The organism is Streptococcus suis (assembly GCF_046032535.1).
Classification (GTDB): domain Bacteria; phylum Bacillota; class Bacilli; order Lactobacillales; family Streptococcaceae; genus Streptococcus; species Streptococcus suis_AK.
On record NZ_JARQPL010000001.1, the window covers coordinates 1 to 22258 of the forward strand.

19 protein-coding genes are annotated in these 22258 nt (G+C 41.8%); 17 read left to right on the forward strand and 2 right to left on the reverse strand.

Going from position 1 to position 22258, the window contains the following annotated elements; genetic code table 11:
• The first annotated feature begins 345 nt into the window (after positions 1-345).
• From P7J58_RS00005 to P7J58_RS00015, 3 genes are read left to right on the forward strand one after another with little or no spacing between them, the layout of a single operon-like run.
• Positions 346-1311 (forward strand): Rpn family recombination-promoting nuclease/putative transposase, encoded by a 966-nt coding sequence (locus P7J58_RS00005; RefSeq protein ID WP_408555376.1) that lies wholly within the window; start codon positions 346-348, stop codon positions 1309-1311.
• Positions 1308-1583: a hypothetical protein gene (locus P7J58_RS00010; protein WP_029179994.1), complete on the forward strand. Its 276-nt coding sequence runs from the start codon at positions 1308-1310 to the stop codon at positions 1581-1583. Before P7J58_RS00005 ends, P7J58_RS00010 begins: the two co-directional genes overlap by 4 nt.
• Positions 1584-1626: 43 nt before the next feature.
• A complete protein-coding gene (locus P7J58_RS00015; protein WP_408555375.1) occupies positions 1627-2475 on the forward strand; it encodes a class C sortase in 849 nt (282 codons plus the stop codon).
• Positions 2476-2564: 89 nt separating this feature from the next.
• On the opposite strand, the gene P7J58_RS00020 is transcribed toward P7J58_RS00015, so the two are convergent.
• Positions 2565-3392, reverse strand: a complete 828-nt coding sequence (locus tag P7J58_RS00020; RefSeq protein ID WP_024398279.1) for an exodeoxyribonuclease III — start codon at positions 3390-3392, stop codon at positions 2565-2567.
• A 155-nt stretch (positions 3393-3547) separates the two neighbouring features.
• Between P7J58_RS00020 and P7J58_RS00025 the strand changes: the two genes are divergently transcribed.
• The 3 genes from P7J58_RS00025 (at position 3548) to P7J58_RS00035 (ending at position 7750) form a co-directional block, all read left to right on the forward strand.
• The gene (locus tag P7J58_RS00025; protein ID WP_332423242.1) at positions 3548-5209 is read left to right on the forward strand and encodes a hypothetical protein; all 1662 of its coding nucleotides are present in this window, start codon (positions 3548-3550) and stop codon (positions 5207-5209) included.
• A gap of 159 nt (positions 5210-5368) precedes the next feature.
• Positions 5369-6757, forward strand: a complete 1389-nt coding sequence (locus tag P7J58_RS00030; RefSeq protein ID WP_408555374.1) for an amino acid permease — start codon at positions 5369-5371, stop codon at positions 6755-6757.
• 111 nt (positions 6758-6868) lie between these two features.
• Complete coding sequence (locus P7J58_RS00035) at positions 6869-7750, forward strand: DUF975 family protein (protein ID WP_099876035.1); 882 nt, start codon at positions 6869-6871, stop codon at positions 7748-7750.
• A 98-nt stretch (positions 7751-7848) separates the two neighbouring features.
• On the opposite strand, the gene P7J58_RS00040 is transcribed toward P7J58_RS00035, so the two are convergent.
• Positions 7849-8529, reverse strand: coding sequence for a lysostaphin resistance A-like protein (locus P7J58_RS00040; RefSeq protein WP_408555373.1), 681 nt, complete (start codon positions 8527-8529; stop codon positions 7849-7851).
• A 312-nt stretch (positions 8530-8841) separates the two neighbouring features.
• Between P7J58_RS00040 and P7J58_RS00045 the strand changes: the two genes are divergently transcribed.
• The 11 genes from P7J58_RS00045 (at position 8842) to alaS (ending at position 22200) form a co-directional block, all read left to right on the forward strand.
• The gene (locus P7J58_RS00045; protein WP_029180000.1) at positions 8842-9453 is read left to right on the forward strand and encodes a DUF3885 domain-containing protein; all 612 of its coding nucleotides are present in this window, start codon (positions 8842-8844) and stop codon (positions 9451-9453) included.
• An 81-nt stretch (positions 9454-9534) separates the two neighbouring features.
• A complete protein-coding gene (locus tag P7J58_RS00050; RefSeq protein WP_408555372.1) occupies positions 9535-10281 on the forward strand; it encodes a hypothetical protein in 747 nt (248 codons plus the stop codon).
• Positions 10282-10621: 340 nt separating this feature from the next.
• Positions 10622-12625 carry a methionine--tRNA ligase gene (metG, locus tag P7J58_RS00055; protein ID WP_408555371.1) on the forward strand — a complete coding sequence of 668 codons (2004 nt, stop codon included), beginning with the start codon at positions 10622-10624 and terminating at the stop codon, positions 12623-12625.
• A gap of 60 nt (positions 12626-12685) precedes the next feature.
• Positions 12686-13627 carry a competence protein CoiA gene (locus P7J58_RS00060; RefSeq protein ID WP_408555370.1) on the forward strand — a complete coding sequence of 314 codons (942 nt, stop codon included), beginning with the start codon at positions 12686-12688 and terminating at the stop codon, positions 13625-13627.
• 228 nt (positions 13628-13855) lie between these two features.
• Positions 13856-15658 carry an oligoendopeptidase F gene (pepF, locus tag P7J58_RS00065; protein ID WP_408555369.1) on the forward strand — a complete coding sequence of 601 codons (1803 nt, stop codon included), beginning with the start codon at positions 13856-13858 and terminating at the stop codon, positions 15656-15658.
• A gap of 1 nt (position 15659) precedes the next feature.
• Positions 15660-16103, forward strand: a complete 444-nt coding sequence (locus P7J58_RS00070) for a hypothetical protein (RefSeq protein WP_408555368.1) — start codon at positions 15660-15662, stop codon at positions 16101-16103.
• Positions 16104-16113: 10 nt separating this feature from the next.
• Positions 16114-16662, forward strand: coding sequence for a DUF6630 family protein (locus tag P7J58_RS00075; protein ID WP_408555367.1), 549 nt, complete (start codon positions 16114-16116; stop codon positions 16660-16662).
• A gap of 74 nt (positions 16663-16736) precedes the next feature.
• Positions 16737-17456 (forward strand): O-methyltransferase, encoded by a 720-nt coding sequence (locus P7J58_RS00080; protein ID WP_408555366.1) that lies wholly within the window; start codon positions 16737-16739, stop codon positions 17454-17456.
• 62 nt (positions 17457-17518) lie between these two features.
• Positions 17519-18520 (forward strand): peptidylprolyl isomerase PrsA, encoded by a 1002-nt coding sequence (prsA, locus tag P7J58_RS00085; protein ID WP_024378433.1) that lies wholly within the window; start codon positions 17519-17521, stop codon positions 18518-18520.
• A gap of 362 nt (positions 18521-18882) precedes the next feature.
• Positions 18883-19368 carry an LURP-one-related/scramblase family protein gene (locus tag P7J58_RS00090; protein ID WP_015646707.1) on the forward strand — a complete coding sequence of 162 codons (486 nt, stop codon included), beginning with the start codon at positions 18883-18885 and terminating at the stop codon, positions 19366-19368.
• A 213-nt stretch (positions 19369-19581) separates the two neighbouring features.
• Positions 19582-22200: an alanine--tRNA ligase gene (gene alaS, locus P7J58_RS00095; RefSeq protein WP_408555365.1), complete on the forward strand. Its 2619-nt coding sequence runs from the start codon at positions 19582-19584 to the stop codon at positions 22198-22200.
• Positions 22201-22258 lie beyond the last annotated feature (58 nt).

A 22258-nucleotide genomic window follows, 5' to 3' on the forward strand; every position in this document is an offset into this window, starting at 1 on the left:
GTTTCGGATGTCATCCGCATAAAGAACAAACCCGTCACACCTCCCGGTATTGAAATCCCATATACCGGAAATGCGGTGGTCATAGCGGTTTTATCGCTAGGCATTATTCTCTTCTTGCTAGGCTACCGCTTGGTCACATACAAGAAAGGGGAAAAGACTTAGTCTACCTTTGGTCATATTGTTGACAGAATACACCTGCTGGAATCAAGTATCAGCAGGTGTATTTTTTCTTGAAAACACCGAGTGTCTCTGGAAAAAAATTCTCTCAAGTGCTATAATATTACTAGGAACTTCGAATTAATAGATAGAGAGTCATGCTCAATTCTATTTATCGGAGGAACACAATTGACAAAATTTCGACATAGCATCAATCCCATGATTGATATCGTGGCAAAAAAGATATTTAATGACCACGAAATTACCATTGATTTCATTGAGACATTTCTGGGCTTTCGTCCCAAGTCTGTTCAGATTTTAAATGGAACGATTGCTGATTTGAAGAAAGAACGGGAGGGCTATTTTAGCACCACGGTGGATGTTTTAGCGAGATTGGACGACGGGACTCAGGTTATCATTGAAATTCAGGTGGTCCATCAACACAGCTTTATCAAACGTCTCTGGACTTACTCTTGTCAGCACTTGGTCAAGGATTTGCCCAATGTTCGTGACAAGGTCAAACGAACCCATGACATGTATGATAAGATTTCGCCTGTTTATTCCATCGCCTTGGTCGCCACCCAGTATTTCGACGATAAGCAGCCCATCCATTCCTTTGTCTTGACAGCTGAGGAAAATGGACAGGTTTTGGAAATTCCGTTTGGAGAGCAAGGGGAGATGAAGAAACCATTTGAAATGGTTATTATTGAATTGAACAAGCTGAGTGAGGGGAAATTGGCTAAGAACCAACGCTTGTGGATGGAATTTTTTGCCAATCGTGAATTTAGCCAGCAACAAACAGACGCTATCAGCAGGGCCGAACACCTGCTGGATAGAAATACATGGACAGAGGAGGAAAGGAAGATGATTGATCAATTAGCCTATAGTGCCGCCAATCATTTTGGTGAATTGGAAACATCGTTCATACTAGGAAGAAGACGTGGTCAGGAAGAAGGCCGGTTAGAAGGTCGGTTAGAAGGCCGGTTAGAAGGACGGGCAGAAGGTCGATTAGAAGGACGGGCAGAAGGCCGATTAGAAGGTCAGCTCAAGATTGCTCGGCAGATGTTGGTGAAGAATTTCACGGATGAGATGATAAAGGAACTGACAGGACTAAGCCAGGAAGATTTGGATGGTTTGAAAGGTGAACATAAATGATTGATCAATTAGCCTATAGTGCCGCCAATCATTTTGGTGAATTGGAAACATCGTTCATACTAGGAAGAAGACGTGGTCAGGAAGAAGGCCGGTTAGAAGGTCGGTTAGAAGGCCGGGCAGAAGGCAGATTAGAAGGTCAGCTCAAGATTGCTCGGCAGATGTTAGTAGAAGGTTTCGCTGATGAAATGATAGCGAGACTGACAGGACTAAGCCAGGAAGACTTGGATGGTTTGAAGACTGGAGGATTGGATGCGACAAAAGCTGATTTCTAGAATTGAATGTTGAGCATCCAAAGAGCAACTGAGTGAGATGGTCATGAAGTTGAAAATTGTTGGCTATCTATTGATGATAGTTGGATTATTGTTGCCCTTATTATTGTTCAGCAATATGACAGTTCATGAGGTGCGGGATTTTTTTGCTTACCAGGGCTACAAAAAAACGGAGTCAGGCTTTTCAAAGAAAGAGGAAGAGGTCATTGAACACTATCAAGAAGCGGTGCGGAGTGGTCAACTGGCAACAGTTGATCCCTTTGCTGAGACTAGGAAAGATGAGCAGTCCGTATCTGATTTTGGAGATACCATCATCGGCTATGTAAGTATTCCTAGTCTTGAAATCCGCCAACCTATTCGGGTGGGAGCCAGTGATTCCCATCTTGATCAGGGTGTAGCGGTGGTGTCAGGAACGGACTTGCCTTTCGGAGGTCGGGATCGTCGTAGTGTGCTGGCTGGCCACAGAAGTTGGTATAGTGATTTGCGTTTTTTCCGATTGAATGAAATGCGTGAAGGCGATGAGATTTTTGTTGAAATTGGTGAAAAAGTAGTCACCTATCGGGTCAAAAATACAGAAATCATCAAGGCAACCGATTGGCAAAAATTGCTTCCGATTGAAAAACAAGATGTCCTGACCCTGTTGACCTGTGATCCATTGGTTCCGCCCTTTGATTATCGTCTTTTGGTCAATGCCTATCGTCATCATGATAGTAGCGAGCAGGTAGCAGCTTCAGAAGAAAAAACACAGTCTAGTCAAGCAGTGCTGGAATCTTATCGCAAGAAAGGTGTAAGTTTCATCGCCTATCTGACCCTTTTTGGCTGGTTCTTGTTTGTCTATCTTGCCTACAAGTTGGGCAAGCTTGTGAGAGAGTATCTAGTTGCTAAAGTTCGATAGGTAGAGTGTAATAGGTATAAAAGGAAAAAGACTTAGATAACCGTTTCTGATGGCTGTTCTAAGTCTTTTTGTTTGGTGAACTGTATTATTTATAGCTCAATTTCCATCACAATTGGTGTATGGTCTTGACGAGCACCGGAGTCAATCATATCTGACTTACTTACTTTGTCGGCGATACGGTCGCTGACAAGCCAGTAATCAATTCTCCAGCCTGTGTTGTTGATTTTACTGGTGCGGCTACGTTGTGCCCACCAAGTATAGGCGTTGAGGACATCCCCATGCAAGTGGCGGAAGGTATCAGTGAAACCCTTGGCTAGCAAGTTTGTAAATCCTTCACGCTCCTCGTCTGTAAACCCTGGTGACTGGCGGTTGCTGGCTGGGTTGGCAAGGTCGATTTCTTTGTGAGCAACGTTGTAGTCACCTGTGGCTAAGACAGGCTTTTGGCTGTCAAGCTGTGATAGGTATTCAGCATACTGAACGTCCCAGATTTGGCGGTCGGCCAATCGCTTCAAGCCATCACCAGCATTTGGCGTATAAACTTGTGTGACATAGAAGTCATCAAATTCTAGCGTGATGATACGCCCTTCAGAATCCATGGTTGTTGGAGCACCAATCTCAGGGAAGGTAATGGTTGGAGTTAGATGGTTTTTGTAGAGGAAGAGCGTACCAGCATAGCCTTTGCGAGCTGGTTCTACAGATGAACGCCAGGTATTGGCATATCCAGGGAAGTAGCTTTCCAAAATTTCTAGATGCTTTTTAGTCGGTCCCTTATCTGACAATTTTGTTTCCTGAATGGCGATAATATCAGCGTCTTCTGTCACAAGTGTATCGATGACTGCGCGTGATAATAGGGCGCGAGGAGACTCTGCAGTCAATGCAGCGTTAAGAGAATCAATGTTCCAAGAAATGAGTTTCATAATTTTCCTTTTCTAGTCTGTTACTGTTTTACATTATACCAAAAATAAAAGTTGCAGGCGAATATGGAAACTTGAAAAAAATTTTCAATTTTTGTGTTACAGTATTAAAAGTATGGTACAATAGTAGCAAAGAAATCTGTGTCAAGGAGGTTATTATGAAAAGAAAATTATTTGTTTTTGCCTGGTTAGCCCTAGTTTTGGAAATGCTAATCTACTACTGGTACCAGTTGCCTGCTTTAAATATTTTGAGTGTGGACTTCTGGATATTTTTCCTTCAATCTGTCGGATTGGTTTGGCTCATACTTTCCATGTTCAGCTCCAAAGGTGCTTTTCAAAAGGTGACCAAGATTTCCGGTCGTCAGAGACAAGTAGATACCTATCAGATTAAAACCTCACAACTACCAGCTTACTTAAAATGGTTGGGACGAATTTGGGTATTGGTTGTCCTGGGTTTGTTAGGGCTGGGGCTTATCAACTCACGTGTATTTCGTGCTAAGGATTATGCTGCTGTCATAAGCGTCAAGGATGCGGATTTTAAAGCAGATTTTCCTGAAACAGACATATCCAAATTGGCCCTCCTAGATCGCGCCTCAGCCGAAAAAATCGGAGATACTTATCTAGGTACCATTGACAAGGTCTCTCAGTTTGGCATTTCGGACGATTATCGCCAGATTACCATCGGTCAGCAGCCGTTTCGCGTATCGCCTTTGGAATATAAGAATTTTTGGAAATGGCTGAGCAACCATCAAGATGGGATTGGTTACTACGTGAAGGTTAATCAGACAACAGGGAAGGCAGAACTTGCCAAGTTGAGCAAAGCCATGCACTATTCAGATTCCGAATTTTTGCTGAATGATACCTTGCGTCATCTTCGCCTGCAATACCCGACAACTATTTTTGGGAAACCATCCTTCGAAGTGGATGACCAAGGAAATCCGTATTATATTGCAACGATTTACGAGCCAAAATTTGGACTTTCATCAAATGATCCGATTGGTGCTATTGTATTGGATGCAGTAACAGGGGAAAGTAAGAAGTATGGTCTGGAAGATATTCCAGAGTGGGTAGACCGTGTTTATTCGGCAAACAATGTTATCAGCCGTGTAGATGACCACTATACTTATCAAAATGGTTTCTGGAATACCATTTTCAGTCAAACTGGTGTGAAAAATACAACAGACAGCTATAATTATATTTCTATCGGCTCAGATATTTATCTCTACACAGGTATCACCTCAGCAACTGCTGATTCATCCAACCTTGGATTCATTCTTGTCAATATGAGAACTCGTGAAATTACCAACTACAAATTGGCTTCGGCGACTGAAACAGCAGCGCAAGAGTCCGCAGAAGGTGAAGTGCAGGAAAAAGGCTATAAAGCCACTGCTCCAAGCCTAGTTAAGTTGGCAGATACAGCCTACTATTTAGTATCCTTGAAAGATGATGCCGGCTTGGTTAAATCATACGCTCTTGTTGATGCCGAAGATTATCAACAGGTTACTGTTAACAACGATATTGCGCTCTTAATTTCTCAAGTCACAGGAACGGATGCTTCTAGCCTTTCAGGATTGACGGTGACTGAAAATGGAGAAGTTGGTGAACAGACTGAGGTTATCAGTGGAAAAGTAGAAGCTTTAGCAAGTCAAATAATTGGCGGTGCGACAATCTACTATATTGAGTCTGAGGGCAAGATTTACAAAGTCAAAGCAACGGAAGATAGTACAGACAAGTTGCCATTTATCAAAGTAGGAGATCACTTTAGCGGTCAGTTAGATAAGAAAAATTATCTTAAAAACTTTAAGGTTAATCCAGAATAATAAGAAGAAAGAGTGAGGTAGAAAAGCCTTGCTCTTTTGCTTGTCGTCACCCATGCGAGATATTTCAACTTATGGTATAATGGGGCGTTGTGGTTCTTTGACAGGAATCTGTAGATTATTCTGTCGAGTATCCATATTCTTATTCTGAAGGAGTATTTTGTGAGTTTATTTAGAAAAAAACAAGCAGTCGGTCGCCATAGTCAAATGCGTCGGCATTTAGGCTTAGTTGATTTGATATTTTTAGGTATCGGTTCGATGGTTGGAACAGGTATCTTTACGGTAACTGGTTTGGCAGCAGCCCAGTATGCAGGGCCAGCTCTGATCATCTCAATTGTTATTGCAGCAATTTCAGTCGGACTAACAGCCTTGTTTTATGCAGAATTTGCCTCGCGTATACCGACTAACGGTGGTGCCTATGGTTATCTATACTCGGTTTTTGGTGAATTTCCTGCCTGGATTGCTGGCTGGCTGACAATCATGGAATTCTTGACTGCTGTATCGAGTGTTGCATCTGGTTGGGGAGCTTATTTGAAAGGACTCCTGGCTAATTTTGGTATCGCTATGCCGACAGCTCTGAATGGAACTTTTAACCCCGCTGCAGGTACCTATGTAGACCTCTTACCAGTTCTCGTCTTGATTTTTGTGGTAGGAGTGGTCTTGCTTAATTCTAAGGCAGCTCTTCGTTTCAATTCAGCCTTGGTAGTTTTAAAATTTTCAGCGTTGGCTTTATTTATTTTAGTAGGGTTATTCTTTATCAAACCAGAAAACTGGTCGAACTTCTCTCCTTTTGGTTTTGGTGCCATTTATGGTGGACAGGCGGGAATTATGGCGGGAGCGTCTCTCATGTTTTTTACCTTCCTGGGATTTGAGTCTATTTCATTAGCAATTGATGAGGTGAAAAAGCCTGAGAAGAATGTACCAAAGGGAATCGTGTTGTCTCTATCCATTGTAACAATTCTTTATATTGTAGTGACATTAGTATTGACTGGTATGGTTCACTATACTAAGTTGAATGTGGCAGATGCGGTAGCCTTTGCACTTCGAGAAGTTGGATTGGATTGGGCAGCGAGTTATATTTCTATTGTTGCAATCCTAACATTGATTACAGTATGTATTTCGATGACCTACGCCTTGTCGAGAATGGTCTATTCCATCAGTCGTGATGGTTTGCTACCGAAATCATTGAGCCGATTGACACAAACAAGCAAGGTTCCTAAAAATGCGACCATTCTTGTGGGGATTTTTGCAGCTATTTGTGCAGGTATTTTCCCACTAGCAAGTATTGCTTCTTTCCTCAATATCTGTACCTTAGCTTATTTGATCATGCTGGCGTTGGGTATTATTCGTCTGCGTCAAGTCGAAGGTTTGCCAAAAGATGGACAATTTAAAACACCTCTTGTTCCCTTGTTGCCTATCCTCTCGATTATCATTTGTCTTTCATTTATGTTCCAATATAGTTTAGATACTTGGTTAGCATTCGGAGTATCCTTAGTCATTGGAATTTTGATTTACTTCTGTTATGGCTATCGTCATTCGGAAGCAAAATAATAGATTTCTCTTCGTAATTTGAAGGGATTTTTTCTACAATTTTATATATTTGTGGTGCATTTTTAAATAAAGTAGTATAATATATGTAACAAAAGAGAAAGGAGTTTTCTTATGACTAATAGTGATATTCGTGCAAGGGCTACTCTTATTCGGGAGAATACAGAGGGAATGTTAGCCTTATTTATGGCTCCCGTCTTGATTTCATTTCTGTCAGGCATGCTTAACTATGGCTTGAAACAAATCTGGGGACGAACGGGTATCGTCTTTTGGGGAAGTACCATTGTAAAAGATGGAGTAACATGGAGTCACAATTATATATCGCTTGACCCGTCAATCATCTTTGATTTTATTGTCCAGTGTTTGATTGTGACGGCGTGTTTTCAACTCATAAGAGTCGTAAGAAAGCAGCGAGACAAGGTCAGCTTTTCAGAGTGTTTTAGTCTACTGGATGGGAAGAATTTTTTACCTATTCTGGTCACGACCTTTTTGAAAATGCTCGTTATTTATATAGCTGGTTTCCCAGCTGTCATTGGGATGGCTTTACTTAGTATTTCATTTTTCAGTACAGTTTTCATTGTTGGGGCTCCGGTTGGCTATCAGCCTGATTTCTCAGGATTTTTTAGCTCCTCCTATTTTCAAATAGGAGTAATCTTAGTCGTGATTGGCTTGGTTTGTGGTCTATTAGTAGATTATGGTCTCAGTCAGGTTCAATTTCTTCTTTATGATCATTTGGAAAATAATATTTATTCTTCTCCGTTTAAATTATTCAAACAAAGCTGGCAATTGATGAAAGGCAATAAGTGGCGTCGATTCATGCTTGACTTGTCATTTATTGGTTGGTTCATCGGTATTTTACTGACTTTTGGTTTGTTGGCCTTGTATGTTTATCCTTATTATTGGACCTGTCAAGCCCTGTTTTATGAGGATTTAATTGCCAAAAATCCTTTGTTACTTTCGAGGGTAGATTCCATTTGGTCTTCGGAACTAGGATAAGCATAGATTTTATACAGTTACATTGAAATAAAAATACAGACAGTTTCTGCTGGATTTAGCAATCAGCAAGATTCTGTCTGTATTTTTTATCATCATTGCTAAAGTTCAAGTTGTTTTGATGGTGATGTGAAATAGAGTTCGTATACCAACCAAGTAATCATACCAGCTTGGATAAGGAGGCTGATAACTGAGCCTTCCACACCAAATGCACCACCTGACAACCAGTCTGGGCCAGAGGTTTCTACTGCGATAAAGGCTTGACCAGCTTGTGTCCCACTCACTGGAAAGGCAAAGACATTTCCTTGGAAACAATTCCAGGCAGCATGTAGACCACCTATTACCCAAAGATTACCGGTTTTTAACATGACTAAGCAGGCTAAAATGGCAAAGAGCGTTAGGTCGAGAAGGGGAATGAGGGAAATCCCGTCGTTACCAAGATGGAGAAAGGAAAAAAAGAGGGAGGAAACAAGGATACCGACAGGGATATTGTGCTTGGCAGCTAGGGATGAAAACATCCAGCCTCTAGTCAATAATTCCTCTGTTGTGCCTTGAATGGACCAAGCAAGTACGAGGATAAGAAATTCTCCGACTAATTTTGTAGAGAACTGGATGCTTGTAAATTCAATCGCGCCTAATCCCCACATGATGAGTGTACAAGTGGTCAGCATTGCAGCTCCGATTCCCCACCCGAGTAGAAAATCTTTTCCCGCACCTTTTTTAGTAAAACCAAGTCCTACCCACGGGCTTTTTTCAATATACCGTGCCCATAAAATGACCATCAGGCTGATAAAAGCGAAAGCGAACAGTTCAAAACTTACAGAAAGGGTCTCGCTAAATGGGAGTAAAAAGCTTATTGGAGTGAAAATAAATCTCCTACTAGCAACAAAATAATAGCTATAATAGGAGAGGTGATGATGTTGAGATTGAAAGCTGATTGAGCCTTCTCATTGATAAATTCGGTTTTCATAGGACCTCTTTTTACTAGATGCTTTACTAGTTCACTATTCTACAATATTTTTCCAAAGAAGACTAGACCTAATTTCCTAGTATATGATAGAATAGTACATAGCTATATAAGAGGAGAATAGTATATGGAATTGAATCAATGGCTGAAGTCCTTTCAACTGAAAGATAATCGACTAGTGGGTCCATTCTTTTATGGCACACCTCTTGCTCTTAGATTTGAAATCGGGCCTGCAGACGAAGCAGAAGAATTATCAAGAGCAATCTATCTTGAAAGAGCCTATGCACGTGCAGTAGAACTTTTTGAGCAGGCTAGTTCAGAATACGACTATGTGCTCCTTTCGCTCCTTCGACAGGAAGATAGGGATATAGACACCTACCTCTGGCATTTTTCATCGAAATTTAACTTCGACAAAGTCCCTGAGCCTGAGTTGATAGAAGTGGAGGATTGGACGGGAGATGTGCTAGTCTTTGAGTGCTATCTCTTTCCAGTTACCGACCAGGACCTAAACGCTTTGTTGAGGGAGATTGTCAAAGCCGACCATGGAGGTTTTAACTATCTATCAAGTTCCGTTCTCTTCCTATCTAGTCAGGACAATATCATCTATCATTGCTACGATGATCGGGGAGTTGATATTGCTGTTTTAGATGATGATAAACGTTTGGAGCTCTTTACGGATTGCTATGACCTGCTTTTTGACTATGATATGGAGGAGATGGAGAGAAGGGTGAGGGGGTAGGAAGAAAATGTATATCTGATGACCGTCTTCTATAGTACTTAGGATATTATAGCACACAACTAATTTTTAGGGAGTAAATTAATGCCTTACCGTAAATTAACATCACGAGATCGGACTTTTATCAAAGGGGAGACGGATCGCTTGCTGAATCAGATGAATAGCAGTACGGAATATTTGGGGACAGTTCAGACCTATGAGGCGGCCAAGGCCCGCATGAATCAAGCCTATTTGGCTATGGAGTTGGAAGATGACCCAGAGAAAAAGGTACGACTGGCAAAATTGGTTGAAACCTATGCTGCCCAAGCCCAGGCTATATTGGATGAGTGGGAAGAAGAGAACAAACAGGCAGAGAAAGCGACAAGAAATGTCAAGTTGATCTTGTGGCTGACCGTACTGTTCACCCTTAGCTTTGTTTTTCCAGTCAATATCATTCTAGTCATTCTTTTTGCCGTTTGGTTTTATCGCAATTATTTACGTTCAAACAGTGTTGACCGAGAGACTAAGACCGCCACTAACCAGTCTTTGACAGAAGAGGAAAGATTTGAAGAATGGTTAACAGAAAAGATTGTCACACTTAACAAAGACAAGCGTGAGTGGACAGAGGACGTACTTGCAAAATATGACAGCTTAGATGACATAGCAGCAGGTATCGGTGAAATGGATGAGATAGATAAAGTGGCTGGTAAGAACCTTCTACGACGCTATCAGGACATTTTAGCAGATATTGAAAAACTGCCAGATTCTGACCAGAAAACCTATTATTTAGATTTTCATCGAGAAATGATAGCTGATTTGGGAAATGTATTTGAACAACTCCATATCGTATAAGAACACCGGGAACAGTTCCAAACTGGTTCCGGTTTTTCGCTATTCGTCAATAGATCTATACTTTTATAGAGAAGATAGACCTTATACTCTTCGAAACTCAAAATTATCCGTTGTCAACTTGCCTTGATGAACTCCAGTTCTATCTTCGGCTTCGTTTCCTAGGCTACTTTTGATTTTCATTGAGTATTAGCTTTCTACTCGGCTTGTATCATATCATATGTATAGCATGTGAAGGAAGACTTGTATTTAGAACCGCTTTGTGATTTAGCTGAAAATATGATAAAATAGGATGTTGTCAATAACAGGGTTTCATTTGCTCTGAATTTGAAAGGAAAAAAGCATGACAAAAACACCGTTTTATATCACCACACCGATTTATTATCCGTCTGGAAAACTTCATATCGGTTCAGCTTACACGACCATTGCCTGTGATGTATTGGCTCGTTACAAACGCCTTATGGGGCATGAAGTCTACTATCTAACAGGGCTTGATGAGCACGGACAGAAGATTGAGGAGAAGGCAAAAGAGGCTGGTTTAACACCGCAAGCCTACGTTGACGGCATGGCGGTTGGCGTCAAGGAGCTCTGGAACTTGCTAGACATCTCTTACGACAAGTTCATCCGTACGACCGATGATTACCACGAGGAAGTGGTGGCGGCTGTTTTTGAAAAATTGCTGGCGCAGGACGACATTTACTTGGGAGAGTATTCTGGTTGGTACTCCGTATCGGACGAGGAATTCTTCACCGAGAGTCAATTAGAAGAGGTCTTCCGAGATGAAAACGGTAAGGTAACAGGCGGTATCGCTCCGAGCGGTCACGAGGTTGCCTGGGTTTCAGAAGAATCCTACTTCCTCCGCCTCAGCAAGTATCAGGATAAATTGGTCGAGTTTTTCAATGCTCATCCAGACTTTATCCAGCCAGACGGCCGCCTCAATGAAATCATGAAAAACTTCATCGAGCCAGGCTTGGAAGATTTGGCAGTATCCCGTACATCATTTACTTGGGGCGTACCTGTTCCGTCCAATCCAAAACACGTTGTCTATGTTTGGATTGATGCCCTACTCAACTACGCAACTGCCTTGGGTTATGGTCAAGAAGAAACAGCCAACTATGACACCTTCTGGAATGGAACAGTTTACCACATGGTTGGCAAGGATATTCTTCGCTTCCACTCCATTTACTGGCCAATCATGCTCATGATGTTGGACATGAAGCTGCCAGACCGCTTGGTTGCTCATGGCTGGTTTGTAATGAAAGACGGCAAGATGTCCAAGTCTAAGGGCAATGTGGTCTATCCAGAAATGTTGGTCGAGCGTTTCGGCTTGGATCCGCTCCGTTACTACCTCATGCGTAGTCTGCCAGTCGGCTCTGACGGCACCTTCACCCCAGAAGACTATGTTGGCCGTATCAACTACGAACTGGCCAACGACCTTGGAAACTTGCTCAATCGTACAGTTGCTATGATTAACAAGTATTTCGGCGGTCAGGTACCAACCTTTGTTGCTAACGTGACTGATTTTGATGCGGACTTGTCGGCAGTAGTAGCTGAAAACTTGGCAAGTTACCACAAATATATGGAAGCTGTTGACTATCCACGCGCCTTGGAAGCTGTTTGGAATATCATCTCCCGTACCAACAAGTACATTGATGAAACAGCTCCGTGGGTCTTGGCAAAAGAAGAAGCTGACCGTGACAAGTTGGCAGCGGTTATGGCTCACTTGACAGCAGGTCTTCGTGTGGTGGCGCACCTCATTCAACCATTTATGATGACGACGTCAAATGCTATTATGGAACAGCTTGGTTTGGGAACAGCATTTGACCTTGAAAATCTTGACTTTGCAGGTCTTCCAGCAGGTTTGACAGTGGTAGAAAAAGGCACGCCTATCTTCCCACGTCTGGATATGGAAGAGGAAATCGCCTATATCCAAGCCCAAATGGGTGGCAGCTCTGCTATTTCCCAAGAGGAAGAAAAAGAGTGGGACCCGGCTGACGTGGAACTCAAAAACGAGAAAGCTGCGATCAAGTTCGAGGACTTCGACAAGGTGGAAATCCGCGTGGCCGAAGTCAAAGAAGTAGCCAAGGTGGAGGGATCTGACAAGTTGCTCAAGTTCCGTCTGGACGCAGGTGATGGCCAAGACCGCCAAATCCTGTCTGGTATCGCCAAGTACTATCCAAATGAGCAGGAGCTGGTCGGTGAGAAAGTCCAAATCGTTGCCAACCTCAAGCCACGTAAGATGATGGGCTTGCTCAGCCAGGGCATGATCCTCTCAGCCGAACACGATGGCAATTTAACACTCTTAACAGTAGACCCATCAGTGCCAAACGGCAGTCAGATTGAGTAAATTCACAACACTCAGCACAGCTGGGTGTTTTTTTGCGAACTAATATAGAAAGGAGGTTTTATGTTAGTTGCACTTGATGAAGATGGACAAGTTTTTAATGTCTTGGAAAATCCTGCGCCGCAAGGTCGCTATTCCTGTCCAGGTTGTAGAGGTCCTGTACGATACAAATCCGGCAAAGTTCTGCGTTCGCATTTTGCCCATGTCACCCTGCGGGACTGCCACTATTTTTCCGAGAATGAGTCAGCCCAGCATCTGTCACTTAAGTCTTGTCTGTATAGTTGGTTAATCAAAGCCGAACAAGTTGAACTTGAAAAATGCCTGCCTAGTATAGGGCAGGTCGCTGATTTATTTGTCAATGATCGTTTAGCCTTGGAAGTCCAATGTTCCAGTCTGCCAATTTCACGCTTGCAGCTTAGGACGCAAGCCTATCATGAAACTGGTCTACAGGTTCTATGGCTGTTGGGAAAAGGTCTATGGATAAAAGAAAGATTAAGTAAATTACACAAGCAATTTCTCTCTTTTAGCATGAACATGGGGTTTCATCTCTGGGAATTGGATGACGAGAAAAAAGAATTGCGTCTTCGTTACCTTATTCACGAAGACTTACGAGGTAAGGTCCACTGTCTGACAAAGGTTTTTCCATTTGGCGAGGGAAATTTATTGGAAATCTTGCGTCTGCCTTTTGCCAAGCAAGCCTTATCGAATCTTACATGCCCGTTAGATAGGGATTTGCCTCGCTACATTGCTCAACAGCTTTATTACAAATCCCCCAATTGGTTAGCCCTGCAGGCAGAGTCTTATAGCCGAGGGGAGAATTTGCTGACAAAGACGGCAGAAGAATGGTACCCACACATCCGTCTACCCAGCTCTGCTATTGGCTTTGCCCAAATCAAACAAGACCTGACACCGATTTACCAAGCATTTGATCTGTTTTACGACAAAGCAAAAGATAAGAGAAAACAAATCTTGTATCCACCTATCATTTATAGAAAACCAATGTAAATAGAGATAGCTGATGGAGGTATATATATTACTTTTGAAAATATGCTCAATATTTTATGTTAGTCATGCTACTGTTGGTGAAGGTTGTAGACTTTGTTAGCCTAGTGGCGACTTGCGATGGCGAATGGCAAAAATTGTTTTCCAGTTGAATAGTAACCAATAAGCCCTCACTTTCCGTTGGAAAGAGGGGATTTTTTATGTTAGAATAAAGGATACGGAGGATTTATTATGTCTAAACAACGTTACGAAATTGAAGAAAAATACCAGTGGGACTTGACCACTATTTTTCCAACAGATGATGCCTGGGAAGCAGAACTTGCAGATTTACAAGTTGAAACTGAAAAAACGAAAGAATTTGCAGGTCATTTACTGGACTCAGCTAAAAGTCTCTTAGAAATTAGCGAAACGCAACTTAGTCTTATGCGTCGCATTGAAAAGCTCTATGTTTATGCGTCTATGAAAAACGACCAAGATACTCGCGAAGGAAAATACCAGGAATTTCAGGCTAAGGCTATGGGGCTTTACTCTGCCTTCTCACAAGCCTTTGCCTTCTATGAGCCTGAATTTATGGCCATTACTGATGAGCAGTTGGAGGCCTTTAAGGCAGAAGAGCCTGCTCTTGTTCAGTACAGCCACCAATTTGAAAAGCTTCTGGCAGCTAAGGACCATGTCTTGTCACAAGAAGTAGAAGAAGTCCTTGCAGCGACCAGCGAGATTTTCGAATCACCTGCTGAAACCTTCTCAGTCTTGGACAATGCCAGTCTGCGTTTCCCAGAAATCGCAGATGAAGACGGTCACTTGGTGCCACTTTCACACGGAAACTACATTCACTTTATGGAGTCTAAAAACCGTGATGTCCGTCAAGAAGCCTATGAAGCTATGTACGGTACCTACGAGCAGTTCCAGCATACATATGCTAAGACCCTTCAGTCTAATGTCAAGGTCAATAACTTGAAAGCTCGTTTGCGTAAGTACGATTCAGCCCGTCACGCATCACTTGCAGCTAATTTCATTCCAGAATCCGTTTACGATACATTAGTAGCGGCAGTCAACAAGCACCTTCCGCTCTTGCACCGTTATATCAATTTGCGTAAGAAACTCCTGGGTATTGATGATTTGAAGATGTACGATATGTATACTCCATTGTCAGATTTCAGTACCAAGATTTCATACGAAGATGCTCTAAAAAAATGCCAAGAAACCTTGGAAATCTTTGGTGAAGATTATTCTGCTATCGTTAAAGAAGCTTTTGAAAATCGCTGGATTGATGTCCATGTTAATGAAGGAAAACGCTCAGGGGCATACTCAGGAGGTGCCTACGACACCAACGCCTTCATGCTTCTCAACTGGCAGGATAACTTGGATAATATGTACACCCTTATCCATGAAACAGGACATTCTCTTCACTCTATGTTGACTCGTAAGACTCAACCCTATGTCTATGGTCATTATTCCCTCTTCTTGGCAGAAATTGCTTCAACAACCAATGAAAATCTTTTGACAGAAAAACTCTTGGCAGAAGTAGAAGATGACAAGGAACGCTTTGCTATTCTTAACCATTACTTAGATGGTTTCCGTGGTACAGTCTTCCGCCAGACCCAATTTGCCGAGTTTGAACAAGCTATCTACAAGGCAGACCAGGAAGGTCAAGTCTTGACGGCTGATTTCCTCAATGAATTGTACGGTCAGACAAACGAGAAATACTACGGACTTTCTGCCGAAGAAAATCCAGAAATCCAGTTTGAGTGGGCTCGTATTCCACACTTCTATTACAATTTCTATGTCTATCAATATGCGACAGGTTTCGCGGCAGCATCAGCTCTAGCAAATAAGATTGTCAATGGTAGCCCAGAAGACAAAGAAAACTATCTCAACTACTTGAAGGCTGGTAGCTCAGATTATTCCCTCAATGTCATCGCTAAGGCTGGCGTAGACATGACCAAGGAAGATTACCTCAATGATGCCTTCAAGGTATTTGAAGCTCGTTTGGAAGACTTAGAAGCTCTCGTTGAGAAAGGTGTGCACCTCTAATATGATTTCCTATAAACGTTCGATTGTCATTCCTGGTGTAATTAGCCTTGTTTTAATCTTGCTTGGTCTTGGTGGTTTGACCAGACCTGAGCCATCTATGGGAAGTGTCGTCTATTTGATATTCTTACAACCTTTGCTGGTTTATTTATATATATTGAGAAAACAAAAGGCTGTTTTTATCTTGACGAAACAGCACCTAGAATTTCAAGAACACTTTTGGAGTGAACGCCAGCGCCATTCGTTAGAAGAGATTGCGGAGATTCGATACATGGTTTCTCCTGTCTATCGTGGCTATCAGTCGAAACGTTTGCGAATTGTAGGAAATGAGGGAGCACTACTTGCAGTCGTCAATTTGAATAAGCTTGATGGTGCAGATTTTAATGATATTTACCATTTTGTAGAGCAAGTAGCACCGCATATAAGATGGGATTTTTCAAATTCATAATGGAGGTATTATGTTAACGGAAGAACAATTACAGGACATTTTTGAACTGGCAGACCTCATGTCAAATGGTGACAGGGAGCTATTTCTTCAACTTAGGGATGTGGTTTTTGCTAGTGATCCGAATCAGATTCTAGACTCTATTGAACGCATCCTAGAACCAGATTCATTCGATGATTTTTTGGACCGTGTTGGGGAGTCTGAAAAGGAAAATCTTTGGTTAATCTTGATAAAATTACTAGAGCATTTTAATTATATTTGTGCGCGTGATTATAAGGATAATCTTGAAGATTTTATCTACTTTTTTGACCGTCTTCATCAAGTCCGCAATGCAGGGATTTCTCTCAAATTGGATTCAGATGGATTAAATCCAGCTGCCTCTATTTCAGAATGGGCAAGAGTCGTTGATAGCAAATATCTTGATGAAAACTTTTGTCTAGGGGCAGTAGATATGGACACGGATAGTTACTATCTCTTTTTCAGTAAGCAAGCGACTTTTGTTCGACTTCAAGAACTAGCTGGAAATTTAGGGTATCGAATTGATTACGCCAAAAATATGTAAAGAAAAGGTGGGGAAACCTACCTTTTAGTGTGTTGAGGAAGAAAATCTTGTCGGCTTATGATATAATGGATTCTATGGTCGAATCATATAGTAAAAACGCAAATCACAATATGCGCCGTCCGGTTGTCAAGGAAGAAATTGTGGATTTTATGCGAACACGTCAGGCGCAAAATACAGGTTTTTTGAAAGAACTGGAAGAGTTTGCTCGTCAAGAAAATATTCCAGTTATCCCTCATGAAACGGTAGCTTATTTCCGCTTGCTGATGCAGACACTCCAACCTAAACGTATTTTAGAAATTGGAACTGCTATTGGCTTCTCTGCGTTACTGATGGCTGACAATAGCCCGCATTCGAAGATTACAACGATTGATCGAAATGAAGAAATGATTAGCTTTGCAAAGGAAAACTTTGCCAAATATGATCAGCGCCAGCAGATTGAATTGCTGGAAGGGGAAGCGATGGACATTCTTCCGACTTTACCAGATGACGCATACGATTTTGTTTTCATGGATTCTGCTAAATCAAAATATATTGTATTTTTACCAGAAGTCTTGAAAAAGGTCAAAGTAGGCGGTTTAATCATTTTGGATGACATCTTCCAAGGAGGAGATGTTGCCAAGGACATCAAGGAGGTCAGAAGAGGGCAGCGCACTATTTATAAGGGATTGCAACGTTTATTCGATGCGACTTTGGATAATCCAGATGTGACTGCTAGTCTTGTTTCCATGAGTGACGGTCTCCTTATGTTGAGGAAAAACAGGGAAAATGTTGACTTAAAACTTACAGAAATTTAAGAAGTTTTTAAGCTTTTGTGTTATAATGAAAGGGTTAACGAAAAAAAGGAGAGAAACTTTAAATGAAGCAAACTAAAAAAATTCTCGCGGGTGCAGTAACACTCTTTGCTGCAGTAACACTCGCTGCTTGTTCCAATGCAGCTGATAAAGATATCATTACGATGAAAGGTAATACGATTACTGTGTCTGAGTTTTATGAGAAGGTAAAAACAAACTCTCAAGCTCAACAAGTTCTATTGTCAATGATTATTAGTAATGTATTTGAAGACCAGTATGGTGACAAAGTGACTGCAAAAGAAGTCGATGAGGCTTATGACAAAATGGCAGAGCAATATGGTGATTCATTTGCAACAGCTCTTTCTTCAGCTGGTTTGACTCAAGAAACTTACAAAGAACAAATCCGTACTAATAAATTAGTTGAGTATGCTGTAAAACAGGCTGCTGAAAAGGAATTGACTGATGAGAACTACAAGGCAGCTTATGATGCATATACCCCAGAAGTAACAGCACGTGTCATCAAATTGACAGACGAAGCTAAGGCAAATGAAGTTTTAGCGGCAGCACAAGCTGAAGGTGCAGATTTTGCTCAATTGGCGAAGGAAAATTCTACGGATACTGCTACAAAAGACAATGGAGGCGAAGTACAATTCGATTCAACTTCAACAACTGTTCCTACAGAAGTTCAAAACGCGGTCTTTGCTTTGGATGCAGGCCAAGTAGGGGCATCCGTTATTTCAGTAGTAGATATGACAACTTATACAACTAGCTACTATGTTGTAAAATTAGAAGCGAAGTCAGAAAAATCTGCCAACTGGGAAGACTATAAAGATAAGTTGAAAGAGATTATTTTGGCGCAAAAGCAAAGTGATTCAACATTTGTTGCGACTGTGCTGAAAGAAGCGCTCCAAAAAGCAAACGTTAAGGTTAAAGACAGTGCTTTCCAAAATCTTCTTTCACAATATGTGACAACAGAAGAAAGCAGTTCTTCATCAACGGAAAGTAGCTCTTCGTCGACTGAAAGTTCTTCTTCTACAACAGAATCTTCTAGTTCTTCAGGTCAATAATTGACGTTTTACCTATTAAGAATAGATACTTGATTACTTAGTTCAGAAAATTGGCGGTTGTTGCGAGCCATCTAGGCCAAGTATCTTGCTACTTAATAGAACAATTGAATATGAGAACCTGTATTCATAGTTTAGTACTTCTATCTAAGTCTAGTTTTTCAGCTACTCATCGTTAGTTTTTTTTCAAAATACAGTCGTATTACCTTAAAAACTGCTTTGATTAGCGAAATGCTATCTCTTATATACGAGTGCTTCACTTGTGAATATAGGTTATGAAATGAGAATGACAAGTCATTGAATGAAGGTGGTACCGCGGTTTTTCGCCCTTCGTTTGATTTCTTGTTATTTTTTTGGAGGTTATCATGAAGCAATTTCAAGTAAAACAGCGCTTTACCTTTGGTGGTGAAAAATTTGATATTCGTGATAGTTTTGGGGATCTTGCTTATCAAGTGGAGGGCTCTTTCCTCGAAATTCCAAAACGATTTATCGTGACCAATTCTAGAGGTGGGGAAGTTTGTCAGATTACTAAGAAGTTTTTGACCTTCCTGCCCCAGTTTACCATTGATATGGCAGATGGTCATTCTTTCTACTTGCAAAAGGAATTTACTTTTTTCAAGGATCGCTATACTGTGGAAAATCTAGGTTTAATCCTAGACGGAAATATCTGGGATTTGGATTTTCGCTTGAAAAGACCAGATGGTATGCTCGTAGCTGAAATCTCCAAAGAACTCTTTCATTTAACTTCTCATTACTCCGTTACTGTATTGGAGGACTCCTATGCAGATTTGGTCATTTCCCTGGTGGTCGCAATTGACTACATCGAAATGATGGAAGATGCATCGACTTAACCTTAACATAAAATTTTAAAAAAATGGTTTAGTTGGCTAGCTTGCTAAATTGAACCAGTCTAATAAAAACGAAAGGAAAGGGCATCGAGTTTATTCTGAAATGAACTCGGTCTACGGACTTTGTCAAAAAGAGAAACACTTCCTAGACGCAAGCGTCTTCATCAGGTTTCCTATTTTGACGGTGTCCGCTTAACGCCCTTAGTATCTTAACTTATGAAAAATTTATCTTCTGCTCAAATTCGTCAAATGTGGTTGGATTTCTGGAAATCAAAGGGGCACTCTGTTGAGCCTTCAGCAAATCTTGTCCCAGTAAACGATCCAACTCTTTTATGGATCAACTCTGGTGTGGCAACCCTCAAGAAATACTTTGATGGCTCTGTCATTCCAGATAACCCACGGATTACAAATGCCCAAAAATCCATCCGTACCAACGATATTGAAAACGTTGGTAAGACAGCCCGCCACCACACCATGTTTGAAATGCTTGGTAACTTCTCGATTGGTGATTATTTCCGTGATGAAGCGATTGAGTGGGGATTTGAGCTCTTGACAAGCCCAGAATGGTTTGCCTTTCCAAAAGACAAGCTCTATATGACTTACTATCCAGATGATGTGGATTCATACAATCGTTGGATTGCTCTTGGTGTTGAGCCAAGCCACTTGATTCCACTTGAAGATAACTTCTGGGAAATCGGTGCAGGTCCTTCTGGTCCAGATACGGAGATTTTCTTTGACCGTGGTACTGACTTTGACCCTGAAAACATTGGTATCCGTCTCTTGGAAGAAGATATTGAAAACGACCGTTACATTGAGATTTGGAATATCGTTCTGTCACAATTCAATGCTGATCCAGCGGTACCACGTTCTGAGTACAAGGAATTGCCAAACAAAAACATTGATACGGGCGCTGGTTTGGAGCGTTTGGCAGCTATTTTCCAAGGGGCTAAGACCAACTTTGAAACGGACCTCTTCTTGCCAATCATTCGTGAAGTAGAAAAGATTTCTGGTAAGACCTATGACCAAGATGGCGACAACATGAGCTTCAAGGTTATTGCAGATCACATCCGTGCTCTATCCTTTGCTATAGGTGATGGTGCCCTGCCAGGCAACGAAGGCCGTGGTTATGTCCTTCGTCGTTTGCTTCGTCGTGCTTCTATGCATGGTCAACGTTTAGGCATTACAGAGCCATTCTTGTACAAATTGGTGGAGACAGTTGGCAATATCATGGAAAGCTACTATCCAGAAATACTTGAAAAACGTGCCTTCATTGAGAAGATTGTTAAGAGTGAAGAAGAGTCATTTGCTCGTACTATCCATACAGGTTCACAATTTGCTGAGCAATTGATGGATAAATTAGCAGCAGAAGGTAAGTCTGAGATTGATGGTCGTGACATTTTCAAACTCTACGATACCTATGGTTTCCAAGTAGAATTGACAGAAGAATTGGCTGAGCACCGTGGAATGACCCTTGATATTGCTGGTTTTGAAGCGGCTATGAAAGAGCAACAAGACCGTGCACGTGCCTCAGTTGTCAAAGGTGGTTCAATGGGTATGCAAAATGAAACCCTGGCTGCTATCACAGAAGAGTCGACCTTTGTTTACGGCCAAACAGCTCTTGAAGCAAGCTTATCTGTCATTGTGGCTGATAATGCGCGTACAGAAGCAGTCTCAGAAGGTCAAGCCCTCCTTGTCTTTGACCAAACACCATTCTACGCTGAAATGGGTGGTCAGGTTGCAGACCATGGTTTTGTGAAAAATGCTGCTGGAGACATTGTTGCGACTGTCATCGATGTGCAGAAAGCACCAAATGGTCAACCATTGCACACAGTTGAACTGTCCGCAAGCATTTCAGTTGGTCAAACCTACACACTTGAAATCGAAACAAAACGCCGTAAGGGCGTTGAGAAGAACCACACAGCAACTCACTTGCTCCATGCAGCTCTTCACAATATTATCGGCAAGCATGCAACACAGGCTGGTTCCTTGAACGAGCAAGACTTCCTCCGCTTTGACTTTACGCATTTTGAGGCAGTTACTGCGGAAGAACTTCGTCGTATTGAAGAAGAAGTCAATGAGCAAATTTGGAATGCCATTCCAGTTGTAACGGTTGAAACCGATATTGATACGGCTAAAGAAATGGGGGCAATGGCTCTCTTTGGTGAAAAATACGGTAAAGAAGTCCGCGTTGTTACTATCGGTGACTATTCTGTGGAGCTCTGTGGTGGTACCCATGTTAGCAACACCGCTGAAATCGGTATCTTCAAGATTTTGAAAGAAGAAGGTATCGGTTCAGGTACTCGCCGTATCATTGCGGTAACAGGCCGTGAGGCCTTCCTTGCCTATCGTGACCAAGAAGATGCCCTCAAAGAAGTAGCGGCAACCATCAAGTCACCACAGATCAAGGAAGTGCCAAACAAGGTTGAAAGTCTTGCACAACAAGTTCGTGACCTGCAAAAAGAAAATGCAGCTCTGAAAGAAAAAGCAGCGGCAGCTGCTGCTGGTGATGTCTTCAAAGAGGTCAAGGATGCTAACGGCATTCGCTACATTGCTAGCCAAGTCCAAGTTTCAGATGCAGGTGCCCTCCGTACCTTCGCTGACAACTGGAAGCAGAAAGACTACTCTGATGTCTTGGTGTTGGTTGCGGCAATCGGTGATAAGGTCAATGTCCTTGTAGCCAGCAAATCAAGCGATGTTCATGCAGGCAACCTCATCAAAGTCCTTGCACCAATCGTAGCAGGTCGTGGTGGTGGTAAGCCAGATATGGCCATGGCAGGTGGTAGCGATGCCTCTGCAATCCAAAACCTCTTGAACAGCGTAGCTGAAAACTTATAATATAGTCAGTGTATATCCCTTTGCTAGAGTGACTAGCAAGGGGATATCTTTCAAAATT